The sequence below is a fragment of the Streptomyces sp. GESEQ-4 genome (assembly GCF_017948455.1).
Classification (GTDB): domain Bacteria; phylum Actinomycetota; class Actinomycetes; order Streptomycetales; family Streptomycetaceae; genus Streptomyces.
In genome coordinates this window covers 43,180-67,392 of sequence record NZ_JAFFSU010000005.1, presented here as the reverse complement: position 1 = coordinate 67,392, position 24,213 = coordinate 43,180, and the positions used below count along the sequence as shown (strand labels likewise).

Below are 24,213 nucleotides of genomic sequence, written 5' to 3'. Positions count from 1 at the left end.
GCGGGCGGTCACCGGAAGGCGGCGGCGTTGCGCTCCGCCCACCCGGCGTACGTCTCCGCCGCCCGCCCGAGGAACAGTTCGGTGTCCGGGCTGATCCGCAACTCCGCCGGGTTGGGCTCGCCGAGGATGTCGAGGGTCGTGTCGGCGACGGGCTCGGGCATGAACCGCAGCATCTGCGCGCGGGCCTCGGCACGGGACTGCTCGATGAACCGCACCGGTTCGCCGAGCGCGGCCCCGATCGCCGCGGCCTGCTGCCTGGGCGTGACGACAGCGGGCCCGGTCAACTCGTAGACCTGCCCGATATGTTGACCGCTCACCCGTAGCGCGACGGCCGCGACCGCCGCGATGTCGTCCGGGTCGACGACGGGCAGCCCGACATCGCCGAACGGCGCGGTGACGGTCCGCGTCGTCCGCACCGACTCGGCCCAGGCGTAGGTGTTGGAGGCGAAGCCGCCGGGCCGCAGGACGGTCCACTCCAGCCCCGACTGCCGTACGGCGTCCTCGATGGACCGGGCCACCTCCCCGTGCGAGGCGGAGCCGGGCCGGGTCGCCACCCCCTGGGACGACAGCAGCACGATCCGCCGTACGCCGCCCGCCTTGGCGACATCGACGAGGTGCGCGGGGTCCAGCCGATGGGCGCTCGGACCCCCGTCCTGCAGGAACAGCGCGTCGGCGCCGTCGAGCACGGGCCGCATGCTCTCCGCGTCGGTGAGGTCAGCGGCCTTCCGCACCACCCGTTCCGGCAGTTCCGCCTCCGCGACGGAGCGCGAGGTCGCGGTCACCGGCTCACCGGCACCCACCAGAATCCGTACGAGCGACCGCCCCACATTGCCGGTCGCCCCCGTCACCACGATCATGGTCAACTCCCTTTGTGATCTGCGCATTTGCGCCAACGGGAGGACGCTAACACCGTCGGTATAGTAGGTACCTATAGGAAAGTGACTACCTCAGAGGGATGTGCCCATGGCCGCCGAAGCGAAGACCCGGACGTCGACCTCCGACCCCGAACTCGCCTGCCCCATCAGCCCGGTCGTGGACATCGTCTTCAGCCGCTGGACCACACCGATCCTCTGGGCCCTCCACACCTACGGCCGGCAGCGCTTCGTCGAGCTGGAGCGGCGGATCGCGAAGATCACGCCGAAGGTGCTGACGCAGCGGCTGCGGCAACTGGAGCGCGACGGTCTGGTCGTCCGCACGTACCACCCGGAGGTCCCGCCCCGCGTCGAGTACGAGATCAGCGACCTCGGCAGCAGCCTCGCCCCACTCTTCGCCCACCTCGCGGAGTGGGCGTCGGACAACCTGGGGAAGGTCGAAGAGTCCCGGCACGCTTACGACACGGAGCGGTAGCCGGCCGTCGCGGTGCGGGGTTTGCTCCTGCGATGCAATTTCCCGAGTGCGGGTTCCATTTCCCCGGTGTGACATGGCGCACCCACTGCGGACCGCTGGCTGGATTGCGCCGTTGAAACGACCTCCTGTATCAATTGGGGGCGCCAAACGGATCTTGAGATTCAGGTCCGGGGCGTTTGCGGTTTCCTGACCCGGAACCGCTTTCCGGTATCTCACGGGGAGACAATCGAATGAACAAGTCCATACGCATGCGCCTGATGTCAGGGGCAGCCGCCGCGGTCGCGGCCGGTGCCCTGGTGCTGACGGCCACGCCGGCCCACGCCACCTCGGCCTCCACTTCGGTCGGCCTCCCAGGCGGCAACAAGGTCACGATCAACGCCTGGCACTGCGGCTTCTACGTCACCGCCTGCGACTGGAAGGCGTCGACCAAGATGTCCGGAACCAACCCCCGCAAGGCCAAGTGGATCCAGAACCGCACGGAGTTGGCGGCTCACGGCTTCAGCGTCTCCATCACCATCTCCAAGAACCCCGAGGCCACGCTCACCATGAAGAGCCGGTCCCTGGGGGAGGTGCGCTGGAGGAACACCAGCGCCAACATCTCCGACACCTACGGCCAGATGAAGCCGGGCGGTACCACCACCTACGTCTCGACCAAGAGCTGCGGCTCGGCGCAGGTGACCAGCGCGATCAAGGTCAGCGAGAAGTGCGCCTACGCGGGCGCTGCCTGATCTTCCCGTAGGCAGGGGTGTCACACCGTCAGGGCCCGGCGGTGTGGCACTTTTCGCTGCGGCCGGCAGGGCTGCTCGGTGACATTTGAGGGACGACGCACGGGGGCGTTCGGTGAAATTCGGTTCGGTGGCGCGCGGCGGAAAGCCAGCGTCCCGGTTGGCCGGGGCGGTCCTATGTGCCGCTCTCGTCACTTCATGTACAACCACCTCTGATTCTTCCGGTGATTCCCGGCAGCGTGAATCCGCCGCTGCCCGGCAATTCGACCTTTTGGTCAGCAAACAGAACGGCTACTACTACCACCCGTTCCTGCGGAATCAGCCCGCCGGCCCGCAGGCGCAGTCCTATGCCTTGCGGACGCTGTTCGAGCTGGGCGGCGACCCGAAGACGAGTGTGGCGTCGGCGCAGGTCGGCTCGTTGCGCCGACAAGCGCTTCAGACCTCTCCGCTCTGGGGCCGCGACTGGCTGATCCCGCTGCGGCGGGCCGGTGCCGGTGCCGCGCTGGGAGCGAGCGACGCGGCGGCCGTGCACAAGCTCCGGGCCGAGGGCGGCTGGTATGTCGACTCCGCCCTCGGCGACGACAGCGAGGCGGCACACCTCGGTGCCACCTGGGCGGCCCTCGAAGTGCTCGACGCGCTCGGGCGCCTGGACGACCTCCCGGCGGCGGACCGGTCCGCGACCGTCGCCTGGCTGCGCTCGCTGGACAGGCCGGGGAAGAAGCCCCGGGCATTCGACGAGAGCAGCGCCCTGGCCCGTTCGCTGTATCTGCTGAAGGAGCCCGTCCCGGCCGGCCTCACCGGGATCCCCGCGCCGCGTACGGACGACTTCGCCGACCTCACGCCGGACGCCAGGGCGACCCGGCTCGACGACACCTACAGCTACACGCTGATCCAACAGGCCGCGGGCAAGCGGCCCGCCGTGGACCGCCGGGTCTGGGAGCCGGTGCTCAGGGACGGTGCCGCGACGCTTCCGTACGAGCAGCTCTACGAACTGGTCCACATACTCAAGGCGGCCGGCTCGCCCAAAACGGTGTTCACGCCGGTGCTCAAGCGGCTCGACGGCGAACGGCTCGACGACGGGACGGTACGCGACCCCGACGCCTACATCGGCAACCCGGACGCCTCCCTCTTCGTACAACGCCTGCGGGCACTGGCCGACTGGTCGCGGGAGGATTCCCGGCTGCTGGCGGCCCTCGACCGCGAGGAGAAGTCCGCCGACGCCGGCCAGGCGGCCGGCGAACGGCTGAGCCGGGCCGCCCTGCGGAAGGTCACCGCGGGCGGCGGCACTGGCGAGCAGGCACGGCAGTTGTGCGCCGACCCGCGGGTACTGCCCGCCACCGTGACCGAGCAGAACGCCACCCAGTGGCAGCGCACCACCCTCAACTGCGCCGACGCCGGGGTCTCCACGGCCGTACCGGAGATCGGTACCTGGAGCACGGACACCCCGGAGCGGGTCGTCGCGGCGGCCACGGTCGCCGTCGGTCTCGCCGACAGCGGACGGCGCGACGGCATTCCCTCCTGGATCACCGCCGACGGCCTGGAGCAGTGGGCGCGCGACCCGGGCCGGTTCACCTCCGTCTACCACTACGCCCTGGTCGTACGGGCCTACTCCCTGACCGGCGGCGCACTGGACGCACCGCTGCGCGAGGCCCTGGGACGCGGCATCACGCCGTACCGGGGCTGTCCCGGGCTGCCCGACCTGTTCCAGGTCGGCGGCGGGGACCTGGCCTGCGATCTCAAGACGACCTGGGCCGTGTGGACCCTGGACCGACAACTGCACGGCGCCCTTGGCCGGCTGCCGGCCACAAGGAACGGAAAGTGAGCGAGAGTTCGGTGAACGCACTGCTGCGGGCCGAGGGCGTAGGCAAGTCCTACACCCTGCGCGGAAGGAGGGTCGACGTCCTGCGCGGAGTCGACCTCGCCGTGTCAGGAGGCGAGGTCACGGCCCTGGTCGGGCACTCGGGCTCCGGGAAGACCACGCTCCTGCACATCCTCGGGCTGCTGACCCCGCCGGACAGCGGCCGGGTGTTCGTGGCGGACACGGACGTCACGGGGCTCGGCGACGGTGCGCTGGCGGATCTGCGCCGCAGCCGGCTCGGGTTCGTGTTCCAGTCGTACAACCTGCTGCCGCAGCACTCGGCACTGCGCAATGTCGTCCTGCCGTACGTCGGCCGCCGCGCCGAGGGCGAGGCACGCGCGCTGACGTTGCTGGAGCGGGTCGGGCTCGCGGAACGTGCCGAGCATCTGCCGGGCGAACTCTCCGGAGGCGAACAGCAGCGGGTGGCGCTGGCGCGGGCGCTGATCAACGATCCGCCCGCGGTGCTGGCCGACGAGCCCACCGGAAACCTCGACTCCGAGAGCGAGGACGTGCTGCTCGGGCTCTTCCGCGAACTGGCCGACGAGGGCCGTGCGGTGCTCCTGGTCACGCACAACCCGGCGGTGTCGGACTTCGCCGATGTGGTGCACCGCCTGGAGAGCGGCGCCTTCACGCAGGAAGCGGCCAGGACGCCGGCGGGCGAGCGGGCCAGGGCCAACACGCGGACGGAGAACGCCGGATGAACGTCTTCAGTCTGGCGCTGGCCAATGTCCGCGCCCTGCGCCGCCGTCTGATCGGTCTCGTCGCACTGGTCTCGGTCGCCGCCGCCGTCTGTCTGGGCGCGCTGGGCATCGCCGACAGCGCCCAGGGCGTCACCGACTCGGGGGTCAAGGAGAGCAGCGCCAATCGCAGCATCACCGTCGACCGTCCCGACTCCCGCCCGGACACACCGCAGTTGACGGACCGTACGGCCGCGCGGCTGGCGAAGCTGCCGCACGTCGAGTCGGTGCAGCACCGGGCGCAGGTGTCGTTCGGGGTGCTGACCAAGGCGGGCGACACCGTCCTGCTGTACGCGACGACCCACCGTCCGGCCCTCTCGCCGCCGGTCACCAAGTCCGTCCGCAAGGACCTCTTCCCGCTGAAGCCGGGCGAGATCGTGGCCCCGGCCGCGTCCCAGGGCGTGGACCTGAGCAGGCTCGTGGGCCGGCAGATCGACATCGAGACCACGCGCTTCGTACGGCAGGGCGAGGGGACCGGAGTCAGCGGCCACGCCCGCCTCGTCGGGGTCTACGACCCGACCTGGCAGCTGGACAACCCGGACGCCGCGTACGCCGCCGACTCCACCGTGGTCAAGTGGGCGGCCCAGCGGTCCGGTGAACCGGAGAAGACCTACCTCTCCACCATCGGCTACGACCAGCTCACCGTGGTCGCGAGGACAAGCGCAGACGTGCCGGACGTGACGAAGTCCGTGCAGCGGCTGGGCTATCCGGCGGTCACCCTGCAGCAGCAGCTCCATGCCCTGCCCGGCGTCCTGGAGATGATCAAGGTGGTCGGCCAGGTACTGCTCGGTGTGCTCGGTGTGCTGGCGTTCGTCGGCGCGGTCACCGTGACCGGTGCGCTGTCGCGGCAGCGGGCGCAGGAGATCGGCATCCTCAAGGCGGTCGGATTCCGTACGAGGTCGGTGCTGATGATGCTGGTCACCGAGATGGCGCTGGTCGGAGCCGTGGCCGCACTGCTCGGCGCGGTGCTCGGCGCCGCGCTCGGTTCAGGTGCCGCGGCACTGCTGCGCGACAGCGCGGAGCTGGCGCCGTACGTCAAGGGCTGGGTGCTGCTGCCGTCGGCGAGCCCGCTGCTTCTTCTTCTCGGCCTGACGGTGCTGGTGGTGGCGATCGGTTCGCTGGCCCCGGCCCGCAGGGCCGCGAGGATGTCCCCCACAGATGCAATGAAGGACTGGTGAGCCACCCCCCATGCCACGTTTCACGACACGGCGCTCTCTGTTTCTGTCCGCACTCGCCGCCACGGCCGTGCTGACCACCGCCTGCTCCGGCCCCGGCGGCGTGGATCTGGGCACGGACTGGAAGGGCTCGAAGACCTTTGTGCTCGCCAGGGTCGACGGCCTGGTCACGGTCGTCGGGATCAACCCGGACAAGGCACGGGCGCAGAGCCTCGCGGTCGTCCCCCAGCAGTCCGACGACGACGACTCCGTCAGCCCGCAGATCGTCGAACTCGCCGACGGCCGCCGGCTGCTCACCGTGCCCCGCAAGGGAGACAAGCCGGACCGGCGCTACGAGATCTCCCGCAAGGACCAGGTCCTCGACGGCCTCACCGCTGACGAGCGCCTGCGGCGGCTGCTGCCCGGCAGGACACTGGTCGCCGAGGTGGCGGGGCTGCCGGACGCCAAGTCCGCGCAGCACCCCACCGCGTCCAGCGTGCTGGTCAAGGACCCCGCGAACTGGACCACGAAGCGTGAACTGAAGATCCCCGGCACGATCGACCTGGCGGCCTCGGACCCGGCGTCGGACCGCATCTGCCTGGCCGGCGGCAACAAGGTCTCGGGCGCCGACCTGACCACCGGCAAGGTGACACCGGTCGCCGTGCCGAGCGGGCTGGACGTCGTCAACCTCGCCTGCCCCTCCGGCCACCCGGTGATCGTGGGCTCGACGTCCACCGGATCCACCAGCTCCGCCGACTCCCCGAAGGCCACGCTGACCCGTACCGCCGCATCGACGACGGTGACGGTGGCGGGTGGCCGCGTCGACGCGGTGACGGCCACCGGATCGTCACTCCTGATCGCGGCGGCGTCGGACGACGACACCGAGATCCTGGAACTCGATGCCACCACCGGCAAGGAACTCCACCGCGCGCGCGTGAAGGGCGTGGCGGCCTCCCTGGACATCACCGCCACCTCGGCGGGCTGGTTGCTCTACACCGAGAAGTCGGTGACCTGGGTGGACCCGGCCACGGGCCGCACGAAGACCTTCGACCTGCCGGGAACGCTGCTGGACAGCTGAGCGCGGGAGCCGACCGGCCGGCTCCGTCACCAGGCGACCGGCAGTTCGTACACCCCGTAGATGAACCCGTCGTGCTTGAAGGGGATGTCGTCGATGTCCGCGGCCAGGCGCAGGGTGGGGATGCGGCGGTAGAGGGTGCCGTAGACGACCTGGAGCTCCATGCGCGCCAGCGACTGGCCTAGGCACTGGTGGATGCCGTAGCCGAAGGTGACGTGGCGGCGGGCGTCTCGGTCGAGGTCGAGGCGGTCGGGGTCGTCGCCGAAGACGGCGGGGTCCCGGTTGGCGGTCTCGTTGACGACGACGATGCCCTCGCCGGCGCGGATGAGCTGCCCGCCGATCTCGAGGTCCGCCAGCGCCACGCGCCGTGTGCCGCCGTGCGTGATGGTCAGATAGCGCAGCAGTTCCTCCACCGCGCCGGCGACGAACTTCGGGTCGTCGCTCTGGCGCAGGCGGTCCAGCTGGGCGGGGTGTTCCAGCAGTGCGAGCGTGCCCAGCGCGATCATGTTCGCGGTGGTCTCGTGCCCGGCGAACAGCATCAGCACGCCCATCTGCACCGCTTCCTCGCGGGACAGCTCACCGGCCCTGATCCGCCCGGTCAGCCCGGAGAGCAGGTCCTCGCCGGGGTCGTCGAGCTTCTCGCCGACCAGCCCGTCCAGGTACATGTACAGCCGGATCGCGGCCTCCCGCCGCTCCTCGGCGGTGGAGTCACGGTTGATGATGACCCTGCTGTCGCGCTGGAAGAAGTCATGGCTTTCGTACGGCACTCCGAGCAGCTCGCAGATCACCAGCGAGGGCACCGGCAGCGCGAACGCCTCCACCAGGTCGGTCGGGTTCGGGCCCGCCAGCATCGTGTCGATCCGCTCGTCCACGATGCGCTGCGCGACCGGCCGCATCGTCTCGATCCGCTTGACGGAGAAGGCGCCGGTGACCATCCGCCGCAGCCGGGCGTGCTCGGGGTCGTCCATGAGGATGAAGCTGAGCGCGGACGCCGTCGCCTCCGCCTGCGCCTCCGACGGCGACAGCCTCGGCATGCCGGGCGTGGTCGGGGCCACGCTGACCCTGGGATCGCTCAGCACGGCCCGGTGCTCGGCGTATCCGGTCACCAGCCACGGGGTGCTGCCGTCCCACAGCCGCACCCGCACCACGGGGCCTTCCTCGCGCCGGGCCAGCATGGCGGGCGCGGGGTCGAAGGGGCAGCCCGGCGCCCTGCTGGTCCCGTACTCCGGAATCGCGTCGATCGTCGACTTGTCCATCGGGGATCACTCCAACTCATCGGCACACCGCGGCACTTGGCCATGGTGATCCGGTGGAGGCGTACGCGGAAGGAGGGAAGTGGCCGGAATGCGGGACAGGCCCGGAGCGGTGCGCTCCGGGCCTGTCCGGTCTAGTGTCCGGTCTCGCGTGGTCTCAGGCGCAGAGCTCCCCGTCGATCACCTTGTTCCGCGCGTGTTCCGTGGTCAGGTCGGCCGTTCCGTCGCCGGTGGTCGCGAGGACGACGACCCGGCGGCCGTCGGCGGTGGCGCCGTCGCGGGTGGTGTAGCCGGGGAGGTCGCCGCCGTGGCCGTAGTACGAGCCGCCGCAGGACAGCGGGACCTCCATCAGACCGAGGCCGTAGCGCGCGCCGGCCCAGACCTCGTCCATTTCCGCGGCGCGGACGGTCGTCTTCATCGCTTTCATCTCGGCCGGGCGGAGCAGGTGACCGCCGAGCAGCGCCTGGTAGAAGCGGGTCAGATCGGCCGACGTGCTGATCATGCCGCCTGCCGCGCTCCCCGCGGACGGGTTGAGCTCGGTGACGTCGATGGTCGGGCCGGAGTCGTCGAAGTCGGAGTAGCCGTGCAGATGGCGGCCGGGGATGTGGGTCTGGGTGGTCGGGGCGAGGGTGTGGCGCAGGTGCAGCGGCTTGATGATGCGGTGGGTGACCTCGTGCTGCCAGCTGTGCCCGGTGGCCTTCTCGATGATCATTCCGGCGAGGATGTAACCCGTGTTGGAGTACGACCACTTGGTGCCCGGCGCGAAGTCCGGCCGGTGCTTCATCGCGATCGCGACCAACTGCTCGTCCGTCCAGGTCGTGTACCGGCCGGCCTGGAAGCCGTCCACGCTGGTGAACGCCGGGAAGTCCGTGGTGTAGTTGAACAGGCCGCTGGTGTGCTGGAGCAGCTGCCGCACGGTGATCCTGCTGCCGTCGTTGCCGTTGCCGGAGACGACGCCCGGCAGCCAGTCCTCGACGGTGTCGTCCAGCGACAGCCGCCCCTCGCCCGCCAGTTGCAGCACCACCGTGGCGACGAACGTCTTGCTGGCGCTGGCGATGCGGAACCGGTCGCCGGGGCGCACGGCCTCGCCGGTGGCCTGGTCGCTGACGCCCGCGGTGGCCGTGCGCTGTACGCCGTGCGGGCCCGTCGAGCGGGCGAGGGCGCCGACGGTCCCCCCGGTCTCCATCACGGCGTTCACCCGGTCCCGCAGCGAATCGTGCGAGGACTGCGAGGACTGCGAGGACTCGGCCGTGGCGGACGCCACGGGGATCGTCAGGACGGCCGCGGCGATCGCGGCGACCAGGGCGGTGGCGGTGCGCTTCATTGCGGGTGCTCCTCGCGGGTTGGTGTCCGCACCGCTCTCTGCGATGCGGACACCAACCTAGGAAGCCGACGGCTTCTGGACGATCCGGCCAACTGGCCTCTGTGCGGTGGGGGTTGCTGCCGTGACGACGTACAGCCTGCTGTACCTCAGCCCTTTCGCTGTACGTCCTCCAGGTACCGCAACACCGCCGCGACCCGCCGGTCCACCTGGTCCTGCGGCGACAGGTCCAGCTTGGCGAAGATGCTCCGGATGTGCTTGTGCACGGCACCGTCGGTGACGACGAGCCGTTCGGCGATGGCGCCGTTGCCGAGCCCCTCCGCCATCAGCGCGAGCACGTCCCGCTCCCGGGGGCTGAGCCGCTCCAGGCGGGTGTCCTCGCGGCTGCGCGTGAACAGCTGGGCCACCACCTCGGGGTCGATGGCGGTGCCGCCCTCCGCCACGCGCCGCAGCGCGTCGAGGAACTCCTCGACCCGGCCGACCCGTTCCTTCAGCAGATAGCCGAGCCCGCCCACTCCGCCGCCCAGCAGGTCGCTGGCGAAGCTCTGCTCGACGTAGGCCGACAGGACGAGCACGGCGAGATCGGGCCTGCGCCGCCGCGCCTCGACCGCCGCGACGATCCCCTCGTCGGTGTGCGTCGGCGGCATCCGTACGTCGAGGATGGCGACGTCGGGCTTGTGCTCGTCGATGGCGTCCAGGATGCCGTCGGGCGTTCCGGCGGTGGCCACGACGTCCAGGCCCTCGGCGCGCAGCAGCAGGGCGAGGCCCTCGCGCAGCAACGGGTCGTCCTCGGCGATCACGATCCGCATGAACGCTCCCGCTTCGTCATGTTCCGCATGGCAGTTCCACTTCCAGTGTTGTCGGCCCGCCGGGCGGGCTGGTCACGGCGAGGGTGCCGTCGAGGGCCGCGATCCGGCGGCGGATGCCGGTCAGTCCGGAGCCGCCCTCCTCGTCCGCGCCGCCCCGGCCGTCGTCGGTGACGGTCAGACGCAGCAGGCCGCCGCGGCCGCGCACGGTGACGGTGGCGTTGTCGGCCTGGCTGTGCTTGGCGATGTTGGTCAGGGCCTCGGCGACCACGAAGTAGGCGGTCGCCTCGACGGACGCGGCGCACCGCGCGGGCGCGTCCACGTCGATCCGGCAGGGCACCGCGCAGGACGCGGCGAGTCCGCTGAGGGCGCCTTCGAGTCCGCGGTCGGCCAGCACCGGCGGCAGGATGCCCCGGGCGACGCCGCGGAGTTCGGCGAGGGCCTGTTCGGCGGCGCTCTGGGCGCGTTCGAGGAGTTCCTCGGCGCCGGCCGGGTCGCGGGCCACCATGCGGCGGGCGGCGCCCAGCAGCACGGTGACGGTGACGATCCGGTTCTGCGTGCCGTCGTGCAACGAGCGCTCGATACGGCGCAGTTCGGTGGCGTGGGCGTCCAGCGCGGCGGCCCGGGTCGCGGTGAGCTCGGCGACCCGCAGGGACAGGTCGACGTCGGGCCCGGCGGACAGCAGCCGCCGTCCGGGCGCCGCCTGCAGCCGTGCCATGCCCGGCGTGAGCCCCACGATGATCGCGATCCAGCCGAGGCCGAGCAGCGCGACGGCGAGCGCGTCCGCCCAGGTCTGCGCCAGCCCGAATCCCAGCGAGGTGCTGGTCGTGTCCTTCGGCAGCAGCCGCCAGTACGCCGGGAACAGGGCGTCGCGCACGGCCAGCAGCGGCAGCAGCACGCCGATGAAGCCCAGCAGGAACCCCAGCGTGGCGTGGCGCAGCAGCCAGCGCAGCTCCCGCCGGGTGGTCGCGTCGACGAGGGCGAGCCGCAGCCGGGTCGGCGCCGGACCGGGGCCGATGACCTCGGGTCCCCAGCGGCCGAGCCGTTCGCGTTCGCGGTCGGCCAGCGAGTGCAGGGCGCGCAGCACCTGGGGCGCCATGAGCAGCCCGACGCCGAGCGGAACGGTGACGGTGGCGATCAGCAGCCACAGCAGGACGGCCAGCGCGACCGCGGCGGTACCGAGCCCGCCGGCGAGCTGTTCGAGCGCGGAGCCAGCAGCACGGGCGGCGCGGACGACGGTCTCCCGGATGCCGGGGCGCGCGGGGGCGGCCTTCTTGCCGTCCGGGGTGGCGGCGGTTTCGGCGTGCACGTCAGTGACCCTAGGGGGTCGGCCGGTTCGCCGTCATGCGGAGGAGCCGAGAGGTACAGCCTGCTGTACCCCGAACCGGGCGGCCTGCGGGCTCGGAGGCAGGGGGTCACGGTCCGTAGTTTCGGTGACGTCAGCGAATCACCGAAGAAACCGAGGAGCAGGCCATGACCACCACCGACCACTACCGCCTCACCACCGACACGGACAGCGCCCGGAAGAGCGCCCTGACCCTCTCCGACCTCGCCAGGGCGACCCTGTGGATCGTGCTGGTGATCAGCGTCGTCGGCAACATGGCCGCCTCCTACAGCGGCGCCGCGACCCACATTCACCTCGCGTTCGGCGCGGTCACCGCGCTCTCAGTGACCGCGCTCGTCGTGCAGCGGCTGCGGGGCCGGCGATGAGGGCGCCCGCCGCGGGGGCTCCGCGTACGGTCACGGGCCACGCTCCCGCCATCGCGCTGGCGCACGTCAGCAAGACGTACCCGGGTGGCGTACGAGCCCTGGACGACGTGTCGCTCACGGTCACACGCGGCACCTTCCTCGCCGTGATGGGGCCGTCCGGATCCGGCAAGAGCACGCTGATGCACTGCGCCGCCGGGCTGGACTCCCCGACCGAGGGCAGCATCGCCATCGACGGCCACGAGATCAGCGGCCTGAACGAGACCCGCCGCACCGAACTGCGCCGCGAGCGCATCGGCTTCGTGTTCCAGTCCTACAACCTCGTCCCCTCCCTCTCCATCGCCGACAACATCACCCTGCCGCTGCGCCTGGCGGGCCGCGCCCCCGACAAGGAGTGGCTGATGGCGCTGGTGGCGCGCGTCGGACTGGCCGACCGGCTCGGCCACCGGCCCGCCGAACTCTCCGGCGGCCAGCAGCAACGCGCCGCCATCGTCCGGGCGTTGGTCGCCAAACCGGCCGTGGTGTTCGCCGACGAACCGACCGGCGCGCTGGATCTGCGCACCGCCCACCAGGTGCTGAACCTGCTGCGCGAACTCGTCGACGAACTCCGCCAGACCGTCGTGATGGTCACCCACGACCCGGCCGCCGCCGCCCAGGCGCACCAGGCCCTGGTCATGGCCGACGGTCGCGTGACGGACACCCTCCACAAGCCGACCGCGCCCGAACTGGCCGCCCGTCTCGTCGCGTTGGGAGAGGCGTAACCTATGTTGCATCTCGCGGTACGCATGGCCGGCCACCGCATCACCGCACTCCTCGCGGTGGCCTGCGCGGTCCTCGGCGGCGCGGCGCTCATCACCGGCACCGGCGTCCTCGCCGAGTCCGGCCTGCGTTCCCAGCTCCCCACCGGCCGCCTCGCCGGAGCGGACGTCGTGGTCTCCGCCGACCAGACCTACCGCCCGCCCGCCGATCTGCCGATCGCGCTCCCGGAGCGCGGGGCGGTCCCGGCCCGGCTGGTCGACGAGCTGTCCCAACTGCCTGGCGTCACCAAGGCGGTCGGCGACATCGGCTTCCCCGCGGCCGTCGTCGACGCGCGCGGTCAGGTCGTACCGTCCGAGGAACCGCAGACGGCCGGACACGGCTGGTCGTCCAAGGAGCTGTACGAGGACGCGAAGGTCGACGGCACCGCGCCCACCGGCTCGCGCCAGGTGGCTCTCGACAGCGAGACGGCGCAGGCCGCCGGGGTCCAGGTCGGCGACCAGATACGGATCGCCGCGGTGGGCCGCCCCGCCGCCGACTACCGCCTCTCCGCGGTCGTCGACGCCCCCGGCGCCGGAATCCTCTTCGCCGATACGACGGCCCGCGGCCTGTCCGGCGGCAGCACCGTCGACCTGGTCGCCCTGCGCACCGAACCCGGCGCCGAGGACGAGGTCGCCGCCGAGGCCCGCGCCGAAGTGCAGGGGACCGGACTGATCGTGTCCACCGGCGGCGACCGGGGAGACATCGAGTCCCCCGGCGCCGGAGCGGCCCGCTCCCTGCTGATCCTGCTCGCCGGTTCACTGGCCGGCATCGTCCTGCTGATCATCGGCTTCGTCATGGCGAGCGCGCTGGCCGTGGCGGTCGGCGGGCAGCGCCGGGACCTGGCCCTGATGCGCGCCGTGGGCGCGACTCCGAAGCAGATACGGCGACTTGCCGCGACGCAGGCCACGCTCATCGCGGGCGTGGCGATGGTGCCGGGCGTGGCGCTGGGCTATCTGCTGGCCGGGCGGTTCCGCGATCTCCTCGTCGACCGAGGGGTCCTGCCTCAGACCCTGCCCCTCACCCTGAGCCCGCTCCCCGCAGCCGCCACGGTCCTGCTTCTGGCCGCCGCCGTCCAGCTGTCCGCCCGGGGCGCCGCCTGGCGCACCTCGCGCATGCCGGCCACCGAGGCGGTCGCCGAGTCCCGCAGCGAACCCCGCAACCCGTCGAAGCTGCGTACCCGCGCCGGCTTGCTGCTCATCGTCGCCGCGACCGCCCTCTCGGTCGTCCCGCTGCTGAGCCGCACGGTCCTCGGCTCCGCGGCCACCTCCATGGCCGGGATCATCGGCGCGATCGGCCTGGCGCTGGCGGGCCCCGCCCTGGTCCGGGGCCTCGGCAACGCGGCGGCACGCCGGCTGCGCCCCGGCGTCTCGGCGCCGACCTGGCTGGCCGTGTCGAACGTTCGCGGGTACGCCATGCGGCTCGCGGGTGTCGTCAGCGCCCTCGCGATGGCGGTCGTGTTCGTGCTGACGTACACCTTCACGCAGACGACGGTGATGGCGGCCACCGCGGGCGACGTCCGCACCGGCACCCTCGCCCAGCAGCGCCTCACCGCTCCCGGCCTGGGCGGACTGCCCGCCGACGCGCTGACGGCCGTACGCGACACGGAGGGCGTACGAGCCGCTGCCCCCGTCAGTTCCACGACCGTGGTGTGGCCCTACAAGTTGCTGGGTGAGGACGAGGTCGAGTCCGGTACGGCGATGATCCTGACGCCGGACGCGGGGTCGGTGCTCGATCTCGGCGTCCGGGAGGGCAGCCTGGACCGGCTCACCGGTGCCACCGTCGCCGTCAGCAGTGAGGTCGCGCGGATGCGGGGGGCGGAGCTGGGCAGGACGGTGCATCTGGTGCTCGGTGACGGCGCCCCGGTCCTGGCGCGGGTCGTCGCCGTCTACGACCGCGGCCTTGGCTTCGGTCCGGTCGCCCTGTCCCACGATCTCGCGAAGGGGCACACGACCGCCAGGCTCGACCAGAGCGTCCTCGTCCGCACCGACGGCAGTGAGGCGGCGGAGCGCGAACTCGCCGAGGTGGTGGCGTCGCGGCCCGGGCTGGTGCTGGAGCCGACCGACACCGCGGCCGGTGAGGGGCTCAGCGAGGCGCCGCCGGAGGTGTGGATCAACCTGGCCGTCATCGTCGTACTCCTCGGCTACCTGCTGCTGAGCATCGCCAACAAGCTCGTCGCCACGACCGCCCAGCGCCGTAACGAGATCGCCACGCTCCGCCTGAACGGCACCACACCCCGCCAGATCCTGGCGATGATGCGCCGCGAGGCCGCGGTGATCGGCGCGGCGTCCCTCACCACGGGCGTACTGCTGTCGGTGATCCCCCTGGCCCTGCTCGGCATCGGCTTCCTGAACCGACCCTGGCCCGCCGGCCCGGCATGGCTCCTGCCCGCCCTCGCGGTCCTGGTCGTCTGCACGGCCTTCCTCACGGTCGAACTGCCCACCCGGCAGGCACTGCGCACGGCACCGGCGGACGCGCTCTCGGTACGGGAATGACAGGTCACCTGGTGGTGGGCGCCTTGATGGGTCGGCTTGATAGGTCGGCCCATCCGCGATGAGCTGGTGGTCACCGTCATCTCATCCGATGGCTCAGGCCCGATACCCCGGAGGGCACACCATGAGGATCCATCTGACCAGCGTCTTCGTCGACGACCAGGAGAAGGGGCTGCGCTTCTACACGGATGTGCTCGGTTTCCGGACGAAGCACGACGTCCCCATGGGAGAGGACCGCTGGCTCACCCTGGTCTCCCCCGAGGACCCCGACGGCACCGAGCTCCTCCTCGAGCCCTCCCGTCACCCCGTGGTGAAGGCGTACAAGGAAGGGCTGGCCGCGGAGGGCATCCCGGCCGTCTCCTTCGCCGTCGACGACGTGCCGGCGGAGTTCGAGCGGCTGCGCGGACTGGGTGTGCAGTTCGCCCAGGAGCCGCTGGACATGGGACCGGCCGTCACCGCCATCCTCGACGACACCTGCGGCAATCTGATCCAGATCGTGCACACCAAGTAGGGACCTGGGCCAGTACACGGACGGGGCGGCGTACGCCGGTGAGGTGCCGGTGTACGCCGCCCTGGGGTGGGACGCGCCGCGGGAGGGCCCGCGTCGTCATGGTGTTACTTCGGGTCCTGGTTGAACTTCGAGGTCGACCAGCGGTGGCCGAGTACGGCGAGGCCCAGGCACCAGGCGATGGCGATCCAGCCGTTGTGGCCGATCTCGGTGCCCAGGAGGAGACCGCGGAGAGTTTCGATGACAGGGGTGAAGGGCTGATATTCGGCGATGGGCTGGAACCAGCCGGGCATGGACTCGGCGGGGACGAAGGCGGAGGAGATCAGCGGCAGCAGCACCAGGGGCTGAGCGCTGTTGGCGGCGGCCTCGGCATTCGGGCTGACCAGGCCCATGCCGACAGCGATCCATGTGAGCGCCAGCGCGAAGAGCACGAGCAGCCCGAACGCCGCGAGCCATTCCAGGGCGGTGGCGTCAGTGGACCGGAAGCCGATGGCGACGCCGACGGCGCCGACGAGGACGACGCTGCCGATGGCTTGCAGGAGGCTGCCGACGACGTGGCCGAACAGCACCGACCCGCGGTGGATGGCCATGGTGCGGAAGCGGGCGATGATGCCTTCGGTCATGTCGTTGGCGACCGATACGGCGGTGCCGACGACGGTGGAGCCGATCGTCATGATCAGGACGCCGGGGATGACGTAGGCGATGTAGTCGGAGCGGTCGGCGCCGCCGCCGAGGCCGGCGCTGAACGCCTCGCCGAAGATGTACACGAAGAGCAGCAGCAGCATGATCGGCGTGAGCAGCAGGTTCAGGGTGAGCGACGGGTAGCGGCGGGCGTGGAGGAGATTGCGCCGCAGCATCGTGGAGGAGTCGCGCACGGCGAGGGAGAGGTTGCTCATCGGACAGCCTCCTTGGGCTGGTCGGGGACGGTGGCGCCGCTGCCGGTGAGGGCGAAGAAGACGTCGTCGAGGTCGGGGGTGTGGACGGTGAGTTCGTCGGCCTCGATGCCGGCCAGGTCGAGCCGGTCGAGGAGGGAGCGCAGCTCGCGCTGGCTGCCGTCGTTGGGGATGTGCAGGGCCAGTGCCTCGTCGTTCCGGGTGACCTCGCCCAGCGTGGTGGCGGCGGACCGGTAGGCGGCCGGGTCGGTGAAGCGCAGGCGGACGTGTCCGCCGGGGATGAGGCGCTTGAGCTCGTCGGCGCTTCCCTCGGCGGCGATCTTGCCGTCGTTCAGCACCGCGATGCGGTCGGCGAGTTCGTCGGCCTCCTCCAGGTACTGGGTGGTGAGGAAGACCGTGACCCCGTCGGAGACCAGCCCGCGGATGATCTGCCACATGTTGTGCCGGGAGCGCGGGTCGAGACCGGTGGTCGGCTCGTCCAGGAAGATGATCCGCGGACTCCCGACCAGCGTCATGGCGATGTCGAGCCGCCGCTTCATACCGCCGGAGTAGGTGGAGGCGGGCTTCTTCGCCGCCTCGACGAGATCGAAGCGTTCGAGGAGTTCGGCGGCGACCCGCCGCCCCTCAGACCTGGACAGGTGGTGCAGGTCCGCCATGAGGAGCATGTTCTCCTCACCGGTGATCAGCCCGTCCACGGCCGAGAACTGCCCCGTGACACCGATCGCGCCGCGCACGGCCTGCGGGTCCGCGGCGAGATCGTGGCCCCCGACGCTGATGACACCGGCGTCGGCGCTGATCAGGGTGGAGAGGATCTTGACGGCGGTGGTCTTGCCGGCCCCGTTCGGGCCGAGCAGGGAGAAGACCGATCCTTCCGCCACGTTCAGGTCGATGCCGTCGAGGACGGTCTTGTCGCCGTAGGACTTGCGCAGCCCGTTCGCCGCGATGGCCAGGTTGGTCATGACGTTGCTCCTTTACAGGCTGCGGGCGGTGATGTCGCCGTAGGCGGTGGTGGCGTGGATGGTCAGGCCGGCGGCGGCGCCGTCGGAGTTCTTGAGCGCGTTGCTGACGCGGCCGTAGCCGGTGCCGGCGTCGAGCGAGGCGGAGACTCCCTGGGCGGCGCCGATGGTGATGTCGCCCTGCTGGGTGCTCAGGGTGACGGTGCCGCTCGCGGCCTCGTCGACGCGGATGTCGCCCCGCTGGGTGCTGATCTCGCCGGGGCCGGTGAGGCGGCCCACGGTGACGTCCCCGTCGGCGGCGCTGAGGCGGGCGCTGGCCGCCTCGTCGAGCTTGACCGAGCGGTGGCCGTCCGCGACGACGACATCGCCGAGCCGTCCGACGCCCCGGAACTCGGCGGCGGCCGTCTTCGCCTCGACGTGGGAGCCGGCGGGCAGTTGGACGGTCACCTCGACGGCTCCGGAGGGGCCGAGGTACTTGTTCTTCGCGGGTGGGGCCGAGATCCGCAGCAGCCCGTCGCCGTAGGTGACCTCGATCTGCTCGGCCGCCTTCACGTCGCGGCTCTTGGCGGCGTTCGCGGGCAGCACCTCGACGGTCGTGTCGGCGCGGTCCGCGGCGATGAGCTGGATGCGTCCGGCCGGGATGTCGATGTGGGCGGAGATCGGGGCGGCGGTGTCGAACTTCTGCATCGTGGGCTGGGCCTTGTACATGGTGTGCTCCTTGGGAGTCGCTGTTTCCGATGACAGAAACGCTACGTTGCATTCAAGGATCTGGCAATCAAGTCGTTGCGCGTAATCGGCATCAGTGCAGCTAAGAGCCGAGAAATCGTTGCAACGGTCCTGAACGTAACGCAACAGACTCTGCTCCACCTGTTGCAATGAATTGGAAGTGAACGCTATGGTGGAGGCCACGGACCACGAAGGAGGCAGCGATGCCGGGAGGCAGACTCACCCAGCAGGAACGCCAGCAGATCGCGCTGGGACTGGCCGACGGCCTCGCCTACGCGGAGATCGCCAGGCGCCTGGAGCGCCCGACCTCGACCATCACCCGCGAGGTCATGCGCAACGGCGGCCCCACCGGCTACCGCGCCGACCTCGCCCACCGCGCCACCGAACACCGCGCCCACCGCCGCAAGCAGGCCGCACCGGCGAGTCCCGAGGCGCCCCCGCAGGCCTACGGACGCGACCCGGAGGCGGTGCGCGAGTACGAGGAGGTGTTCACCACCGTCCTCATGGCGTCGGGCACGCCCAAGATGATGGCCCGGGTGATGGCCTGCCTGTGCATCAGCGACTCGGGCAGCCTCACCGCGTCCGAACTGGCCCAGCGCCTCCAGGTCAGCCCGGCGTCCATCTCCAAGGCGGTCGCGTTCCTCGAAAGCCAGGGCCTGGTCCGCCGGGAGCGCGACGACCGCCGCCGCGAGCGCTATGTCGTCGACGACGACATCTGGTACCAGTCGATGATGGCCAGCGCCCGGGCCCTCGAGCAGACCGTCCAGACCGCACGGCAGGGCGTCAGCGTCCTCGGCCCCGGCACCCCGGCCGGCGTCCGCTTCGAGAACATCGCCCGCTACCTCGACTTCATAGCTGAGAGCACCGCCCGCGCGGCGGAGCAGGCCCGCGACATCCTGCGGACGAAACCCGAGACGACGGCGGGCGGTACTGACTGAGCCACGTTCAGGTTGCCGTCTCCCTGTCCCACGCTCAGGTGGTCGTCTCCCTGTCCCACGCCCCCGACAGCCGCCGCGTCACGGCCGAACTCAGCGTCCGTACGCCGGAGGTCGAGCCCGGGTCGATGCCGGTGAGTTCGCGTACGCGGCGCAGGCGGTAGTCGAGGGTGCGGGGGTGGACGTTGAGGGCGGTCGCGGTGGCGGCGCGGTTCATGTCGTGGCGGTAGTACGCGTCGAGGGTGACGAGGAGATCGGGGCCGGAGTCGAGGCGCTGGGCCACCGTGTGGAGCCAGGCGTCGACGAACGGCACGTCCGCGACGGCGAGTTCGACGAAGACGTCCGGCATGGTGTGGGGGCGCAACCGGGCCGATGCCGGTCGCAGCGGGGCCGCCTTGCTGATCCGCCGGGCCCGGTTGAGGGCGTCGGCGAGTTCGGACCGGGGCGCGGTGGCGGTGCCGGCGGCGCAGGGGCGGCCGAGGGCCTCGGCGAAGTCCCGTACGAGATCAGTCACGGGCGCGGGGGACTGCCGTAACTCCTCGTCCGCACACGGAGTTACGGCGATCAGCTCACCACCCCGCGTTCCGCCCTCCGGGCACCACACGACCGGCACCCGGTGCGTCTTCACCAGCGCCTCGATCTCGTTGTCCAGGTCACGGTCACCGGCGGGGCGGTCCGGCACCCGGATCACCGTGACCGCGCAGAATTCGGGGACTTCCAGCCCGAGGGCGGGGGCGAGGTCGGTGGCCATGGGGTCGCCGGTCAGCAGTGACCTGGCCAGCAGGGCGATCTGTTGGACGTACGGCAGTCGGCGGCGCAGCACCGTCACGAATCCCTGCCGGTAGGCGACGATGCCGCGGTCACCCTGCGGGGCGAACCAGGTCATCACCTGCATGAGTTCCTCGACATTGCCGCGGCTCTGGCTCTCGGTCGCCTCGTGGATGTCGCGCAGCATGAGCGCGGTGTGCACGCGCAGCACCCGCTGCCGTGAATCCGAGGACATTCCGGCAGCGGCCCGAACCTCGCCGATGGTCGCGATGTAGCGGAGGTCGTCGGCGGTCAGCTCGCTGTTGCCCGGGGACAGTTCGATCGTCCGGCGCCGGAGCCACACCGAGTACTCCATCGTCTCGCCCCTGGCCCGGGGGTCCGTATCCAGAAATCGGAACTCCGGAATCTCGCGTGCGTACGTCTCGACCTCCCGGCGGGCGTTGGTCGACGCCTGCCGGGCCAGTTCAGCGAAGAGGCTCCCCATGGACGGGAGCCTGCCAGCGCAGGTGAGCGGCTCGACAGACGAAATCCGGACGGGATTTATCACTTCGCGTGAATCGAAGACCGTGGTATCGACCCGGCATTTGTCACGGTGTGCAAAGTTCGCTGATCGAGGTGGCGTTGTGGGCTGATCCGGTTGTGGAGCTGCTGTGAAGGCGGCTAAATGGGAGCCGCCATGGCGTCGAAATTCGCACTCGCAGAGGCACTGTGCGCGCAATTTCATTCGATGGCATTCGATCAAACGGGAGGGAAACAGCCATGAAATCAGGAACCAGAAAGAGACTCGCGGCGGCGATCGCGGTCCTGTCCGTCTCCTCGGCGCTCATGCTGAGCCTGCCGGGCAGCGGCTCTGCCGCGGCCACCCCCAGCCTGGTGGCCTTCGGGATCACCGGTGACGGCACCCAGATGGCCATGTTCACCACCGACAAGCCGAACGTGAACAACTGGGTCAGGGACATCGTCGGGCTCAGTGGCGACACGACTCTGATCGGCATCGACTTCCGGGTGCAGAACGGCCTGATGTACGGCGTCGGCAACCAGGGCGGCATCTACACGATCAAGACCCCGCCGGCCACCACGGACGTCGTGATCACCAAGGTCTCCCAGCTCCAGTACACGCTGCACGGCACCAACTTCGGCGTCGACTTCAACCCGGCCGCCGACCGGCTGCGTGTGATCAGCGACACCGGCCAGAACCTGCGGCACAACCTCAACGACCACTCGACCATCCAGGACGTGAACCTCACCACCCCGCCGATCGAGGGCACGACCAAGGGCGTCTCCGCCGCCGCCTACACGAACAACGACCTCAACGGGGCCACCGCGACCACGCTGTTCGACATCAACACGACCACCGACCAGGTCGTCATCCAGTCCCCGGCCAACAACGGCACGCTGGCAGCGACCGGCAGCCTCGGCATCGACGCGCAGATCAACGCGGGCATGGACATCTTCAGCACCCTGTCGGGCGGCAAGACGGTCAGCAACGCCGCCTTCGCCGCTCTCACCGTCCCCGGCGCCAACAGGCCCTCCCTCTACAGCATCAACATCTTCACCGGCGAGGCCACGCTCGTGGCCGACGCCGCCACGTCCAAGTTCGCCGTCAACATCACGGACCTGGCCATCTCCCTCACGGGAAGCTGAGCCCGTACGCCAGCGTCCCGCCGGGCAGCCGCCCGGCGGGCCGCCCCGGGACCGGTCCCGGCGTGGCGCCCCTACCGTGCCGATATGCTGCGATTCGATCTCGATCAACGCTCCCGGGGCGGGCGTTCCCGCCGAACAGCCGGACTCGTGCTGGTACTTGCCGTGAGCCTGCTCAGCGCCGGGTGCGCGAGTGACCAGAGCACGCCGCGGTCATCGTCCCCGAGTCCGACATCCTCGGTCTCGTCCTCTGCCCCCGCCGCCACCCCGTCCTCCCCCTCCGCCGCAGCGCAGCCCACCAAGTACACCCAGACACAGCTGGCGGCACGGCCGTGCGACGCCCTCGACGAGCGCGACCTCGCTGCCCTCGGAATCACCGGACGGGGGACACAGGAGTCCACCAAGCATGGGCCGAAGTGCCACTGGAACCTGGGGGGCCAGAACGTCAGCCTCGCGCTGGACCTGCCGCTGTCCTACGCGAAGACCATGACCAAGAACGGGCAGGTCACGCAGGTGCCGGTGGGGCAACACAAGGCCATCCAGGCCGAATTCCAGCGGATCTGCTTCATCTTCGTCGCGGTCGACGATGTCGATCGCCTGGTCGGCACCACGACCATCCCGGAACCGGGGGAACCGCAGGACACCACGTGCCCCGCGGGGGCGTCGGTAGCAGCCGCGGCCCTGACCCACATCCGATGACGGGCCGGCTTGCGCGCGGGGTTCGTGGTGTGGCGGTGTCGGCGGTGGCCCTGACCATCGCGCTGTTCGCGGCGGGATGCTCGGCACAGGACTCCGCACAGGACAACGCGTCTCCGGACGCTCCACCTCGCACCTCAGCCGGATCCACACCACCGGCGCCCGGCAAACTCTCCCTGTCCGTCACCCCCGAGGAACTGCGGGGCGCCGACCCCTGCAAGCTGATCGGCGAGAGGGTGCTGGCGAAGTTCGGGAAGGTCGAGTACGACCGTGGGATCAGCTACGGCCAGTGCGACATCCAGCTCGACGGTCCGGGCGACTTGTCCGTCTCGGTCTTCGTGGACCTGCAGTCCGGACCGAGTGACGTGGACGCGGGCGATCCCGCACCGACGCCCGTGCTGCGGGACGGCGTCACCGTCTACGAGAACGAGAGCCACGGCGGGCTCACCGGCGGCAAGAACTGCACGCGGGACGTGATGCTGCGGGAGCGGACCGCGGCGGTCGCGATCGGCGTCTACGGTGACGAGTCCGGTACCCGCGCCTGCCTGATCGCCGACACCGCCGCTGACGACGTCATCCGCCTGCTCAAGTCCGGGGACCTTCCCTCCGCCCGCCACGCCCCCGACTCGCTGGCGAACCTGGACGCGTGCGAACTGATCAAGAAGAGCGAGGCGGCGCGTGTCCCGGACATCGACCCCGGCGAGGTGCACGTCGATTTCACCGGCCAGAGCTGCACCTGGGGCGGCGAGAGCATCGACCAACCGAACCTGTACGTCCTCTTCGAGCACCTCGACGAGGCGCTGGAGGGACGCCCACTCACGGTCGGAGGACGTACGGCGGCGGTGCAGTACAACCCCGCCGAGGACGACAGCTGGCTGCTCGGGCCCGCCCTGCCGACCTGCTCGGTCGACGTCGAGTACGGCGAGGCCGGGCCGATCGTCGCGGGGCAGACCGAGGTGGTCTCGGTGGGAGTCACCGGCAACTCGTCGAGGCAGGAACTGTGCTCCCTCGCCCAGGAGTTGGCCCCCAAGGCCATGGCCCGCCTCCCGAAGCCGTAGGCGCGCGCCGCACTCCGGGTTCATGAACCGCTGCCTCCCACAGGGGGCGAGAACGTCGGCGAGAGCAGCAGCACGCGCTCGTCTCGTCTGGTCGACGACGCCGCTCATCCGCCACAGGGGAGCGGATGAGCGGGGTAGGTTCCGTTCTGTTCAGTGCGTGTCGTGCTGCTGCCTGGTCCGCGGACTTGCCGGCGGAGGCCCGCCTGGCGGATCAGGGCCCGGTGGTGTTGCCGGGACGTCTACCGTCATGGGTGTGTTCCCTCCTGCCATGGTGGTGAGGAGCCAGGCGCCCTCGGCCACGTGACCTTTGCCAGGGTGGGCGTGGTCGGGGCGTCATTCCGCGTGCTGCGGGTAGCGGGTGAACTTCGGGGCGATCTGTTCTGCGGTGAGTTCCGGCATCGTGAGGTTGCCGGTGGCCAACACGTCCTGGTTGCACCAGGGGGATTCGAGTTCCATTCGTCGGCCCCCGGGCTCCATCTCCCAATCGGCTTCCGAGAACTTCACGACGACGTCACTGCCGCAGATGAACGCACGGGACGCCTGCGAGACGATCCACTCGGCTCTCCTGGTGTCCCGGGCACCCGGCGCGCTGCACCGCTCGGCCATCTGCCAGAGCCTTCGCCAGTTGACACCCGGTGTCAGGGGACCGATGTACGCGACCTGTTGGTCGTCCACGATCCTGCTCGCGTAGCCGAAGACAGGGCCGAACATGGAGAAGACGGTCACTCTTCCCCGGCCCTTGGTTCCATCGGCAGTTGCCAC

Annotated in this window: 24 protein-coding genes; 14 read left to right on the top strand and 10 right to left on the bottom strand. The window is 70.7% G+C overall.

All coding sequences use genetic code 11. The annotated features are described in order from the left end of the window. Positions 1–8: 8 nt before the first annotated feature. Positions 9–857 (bottom strand): SDR family oxidoreductase, encoded by an 849-nt coding sequence (locus KCH48_RS12395; RefSeq protein ID WP_210573121.1) that lies wholly within the window; start codon positions 855–857, stop codon positions 9–11. Between the two features lie 106 nt (positions 858–963). Between KCH48_RS12395 and KCH48_RS12390 the strand changes: the two genes are divergently transcribed. The 6 genes from KCH48_RS12390 to KCH48_RS12365 all read left to right on the top strand — a co-directional run bounded on the left by KCH48_RS12390 (position 964) and on the right by KCH48_RS12365 (position 6,899). After that, positions 964–1,347, top strand: a complete 384-nt coding sequence (locus KCH48_RS12390; protein WP_210573119.1) for a helix-turn-helix domain-containing protein — start codon at positions 964–966, stop codon at positions 1,345–1,347. A gap of 230 nt (positions 1,348–1,577) precedes the next feature. After that, positions 1,578–2,075 carry a hypothetical protein gene (locus tag KCH48_RS12385; protein ID WP_246885198.1) on the top strand — a complete coding sequence of 166 codons (498 nt, stop codon included), beginning with the start codon at positions 1,578–1,580 and terminating at the stop codon, positions 2,073–2,075. A 268-nt stretch (positions 2,076–2,343) separates the two neighbouring features. Further along, the gene (locus KCH48_RS12380; RefSeq protein WP_210573117.1) at positions 2,344–3,894 is read left to right on the top strand and encodes a hypothetical protein; all 1,551 of its coding nucleotides are present in this window, start codon (positions 2,344–2,346) and stop codon (positions 3,892–3,894) included. After that, a complete protein-coding gene (locus tag KCH48_RS12375) occupies positions 3,891–4,631 on the top strand; it encodes an ABC transporter ATP-binding protein (RefSeq protein WP_374104674.1) in 741 nt (246 codons plus the stop codon). Before KCH48_RS12380 ends, KCH48_RS12375 begins: the two co-directional genes overlap by 4 nt. After that, positions 4,628–5,845: an ABC transporter permease gene (locus tag KCH48_RS12370; RefSeq protein ID WP_210573115.1), complete on the top strand. Its 1,218-nt coding sequence runs from the start codon at positions 4,628–4,630 to the stop codon at positions 5,843–5,845. Before KCH48_RS12375 ends, KCH48_RS12370 begins: the two co-directional genes overlap by 4 nt. A 10-nt stretch (positions 5,846–5,855) precedes the next feature. Continuing rightward, positions 5,856–6,899 carry a hypothetical protein gene (locus KCH48_RS12365; RefSeq protein WP_210573114.1) on the top strand — a complete coding sequence of 348 codons (1,044 nt, stop codon included), beginning with the start codon at positions 5,856–5,858 and terminating at the stop codon, positions 6,897–6,899. 26 nt (positions 6,900–6,925) lie between these two features. Here the strand turns inward: KCH48_RS12365 and KCH48_RS12360 are convergent, their stop codons facing one another. The 4 genes from KCH48_RS12360 to KCH48_RS12345 all read right to left on the bottom strand — a co-directional run bounded on the left by KCH48_RS12360 (position 6,926) and on the right by KCH48_RS12345 (position 11,585). Beyond that, positions 6,926–8,152 carry a cytochrome P450 gene (locus tag KCH48_RS12360; protein WP_210573112.1) on the bottom strand — a complete coding sequence of 409 codons (1,227 nt, stop codon included), beginning with the start codon at positions 8,150–8,152 and terminating at the stop codon, positions 6,926–6,928. Positions 8,153–8,306: 154 nt separating this feature from the next. Next, positions 8,307–9,473, bottom strand: a complete 1,167-nt coding sequence (locus KCH48_RS12355) for a serine hydrolase (protein WP_210573110.1) — start codon at positions 9,471–9,473, stop codon at positions 8,307–8,309. A 146-nt stretch (positions 9,474–9,619) separates the two neighbouring features. Continuing rightward, the gene (locus KCH48_RS12350; RefSeq protein ID WP_210573108.1) at positions 9,620–10,279 is read right to left on the bottom strand and encodes a response regulator transcription factor; all 660 of its coding nucleotides are present in this window, start codon (positions 10,277–10,279) and stop codon (positions 9,620–9,622) included. A gap of 16 nt (positions 10,280–10,295) precedes the next feature. Beyond that, positions 10,296–11,585 carry a sensor domain-containing protein gene (locus tag KCH48_RS12345; RefSeq protein WP_210573106.1) on the bottom strand — a complete coding sequence of 430 codons (1,290 nt, stop codon included), beginning with the start codon at positions 11,583–11,585 and terminating at the stop codon, positions 10,296–10,298. Positions 11,586–11,749: 164 nt separating this feature from the next. On the opposite strand from KCH48_RS12345, the gene KCH48_RS12340 reads away from it, so the two are divergent. The 4 genes from KCH48_RS12340 (at position 11,750) to KCH48_RS12325 (ending at position 15,781) form a co-directional block, all read left to right on the top strand. Next, entirely contained in the window at positions 11,750–11,986 is a 237-nt protein-coding gene (locus KCH48_RS12340) for a hypothetical protein (RefSeq protein WP_210573104.1), read from the top strand. Further along, positions 11,983–12,744 carry an ABC transporter ATP-binding protein gene (locus tag KCH48_RS12335; RefSeq protein ID WP_210573103.1) on the top strand — a complete coding sequence of 254 codons (762 nt, stop codon included), beginning with the start codon at positions 11,983–11,985 and terminating at the stop codon, positions 12,742–12,744. Before KCH48_RS12340 ends, KCH48_RS12335 begins: the two co-directional genes overlap by 4 nt. A 3-nt stretch (positions 12,745–12,747) precedes the next feature. Next, positions 12,748–15,273, top strand: a complete 2,526-nt coding sequence (locus tag KCH48_RS12330) for an FtsX-like permease family protein (RefSeq protein WP_210573101.1) — start codon at positions 12,748–12,750, stop codon at positions 15,271–15,273. A gap of 121 nt (positions 15,274–15,394) precedes the next feature. Continuing rightward, positions 15,395–15,781: a VOC family protein gene (locus KCH48_RS12325; RefSeq protein ID WP_210573099.1), complete on the top strand. Its 387-nt coding sequence runs from the start codon at positions 15,395–15,397 to the stop codon at positions 15,779–15,781. A 104-nt stretch (positions 15,782–15,885) separates the two neighbouring features. On the opposite strand, the gene KCH48_RS12320 is transcribed toward KCH48_RS12325, so the two are convergent. Genes KCH48_RS12320 through KCH48_RS12310 form a run of 3 tightly spaced genes read right to left on the bottom strand, consistent with a single transcriptional unit; the run spans position 15,886 to position 18,314 of the window. Then, positions 15,886–16,674: an ABC transporter permease gene (locus KCH48_RS12320; protein WP_210573094.1), complete on the bottom strand. Its 789-nt coding sequence runs from the start codon at positions 16,672–16,674 to the stop codon at positions 15,886–15,888. Further along, positions 16,671–17,630 (bottom strand): ATP-binding cassette domain-containing protein, encoded by a 960-nt coding sequence (locus KCH48_RS12315; protein ID WP_210573092.1) that lies wholly within the window; start codon positions 17,628–17,630, stop codon positions 16,671–16,673. Before KCH48_RS12315 ends, KCH48_RS12320 begins: the two co-directional genes overlap by 4 nt. 12 nt (positions 17,631–17,642) lie before the next feature. Continuing rightward, the gene (locus KCH48_RS12310) at positions 17,643–18,314 is read right to left on the bottom strand and encodes a DUF4097 family beta strand repeat-containing protein (protein WP_210573785.1); all 672 of its coding nucleotides are present in this window, start codon (positions 18,312–18,314) and stop codon (positions 17,643–17,645) included. 242 nt (positions 18,315–18,556) lie between these two features. On the opposite strand from KCH48_RS12310, the gene KCH48_RS12305 reads away from it, so the two are divergent. Next, positions 18,557–19,291, top strand: a complete 735-nt coding sequence (locus tag KCH48_RS12305) for a helix-turn-helix domain-containing protein (protein ID WP_210573090.1) — start codon at positions 18,557–18,559, stop codon at positions 19,289–19,291. A gap of 34 nt (positions 19,292–19,325) precedes the next feature. Here KCH48_RS12305 and KCH48_RS12300 read toward each other — a convergent pair whose 3' ends face one another. Then, positions 19,326–20,540, bottom strand: coding sequence for a CdaR family transcriptional regulator (locus KCH48_RS12300; RefSeq protein WP_210573089.1), 1,215 nt, complete (start codon positions 20,538–20,540; stop codon positions 19,326–19,328). Positions 20,541–20,815: 275 nt separating this feature from the next. On the opposite strand from KCH48_RS12300, the gene KCH48_RS12295 reads away from it, so the two are divergent. From KCH48_RS12295 to KCH48_RS12285, 3 genes are all read left to right on the top strand, one after another. Continuing rightward, positions 20,816–21,700, top strand: a complete 885-nt coding sequence (locus KCH48_RS12295) for a DUF4394 domain-containing protein (RefSeq protein ID WP_210573087.1) — start codon at positions 20,816–20,818, stop codon at positions 21,698–21,700. 147 nt (positions 21,701–21,847) lie between these two features. Next, positions 21,848–22,396 carry a DUF3558 family protein gene (locus KCH48_RS12290; RefSeq protein ID WP_210573086.1) on the top strand — a complete coding sequence of 183 codons (549 nt, stop codon included), beginning with the start codon at positions 21,848–21,850 and terminating at the stop codon, positions 22,394–22,396. Continuing rightward, entirely contained in the window at positions 22,393–23,451 is a 1,059-nt protein-coding gene (locus KCH48_RS12285) for a DUF3558 family protein (RefSeq protein ID WP_210573084.1), read from the top strand. The genes KCH48_RS12290 and KCH48_RS12285 overlap by 4 nt, the downstream gene beginning before the upstream one ends. A 333-nt stretch (positions 23,452–23,784) precedes the next feature. Here the strand turns inward: KCH48_RS12285 and KCH48_RS12280 are convergent, their stop codons facing one another. After that, a complete protein-coding gene (locus KCH48_RS12280) occupies positions 23,785–24,213 on the bottom strand; it encodes a hypothetical protein (RefSeq protein WP_307840867.1) in 429 nt (142 codons plus the stop codon).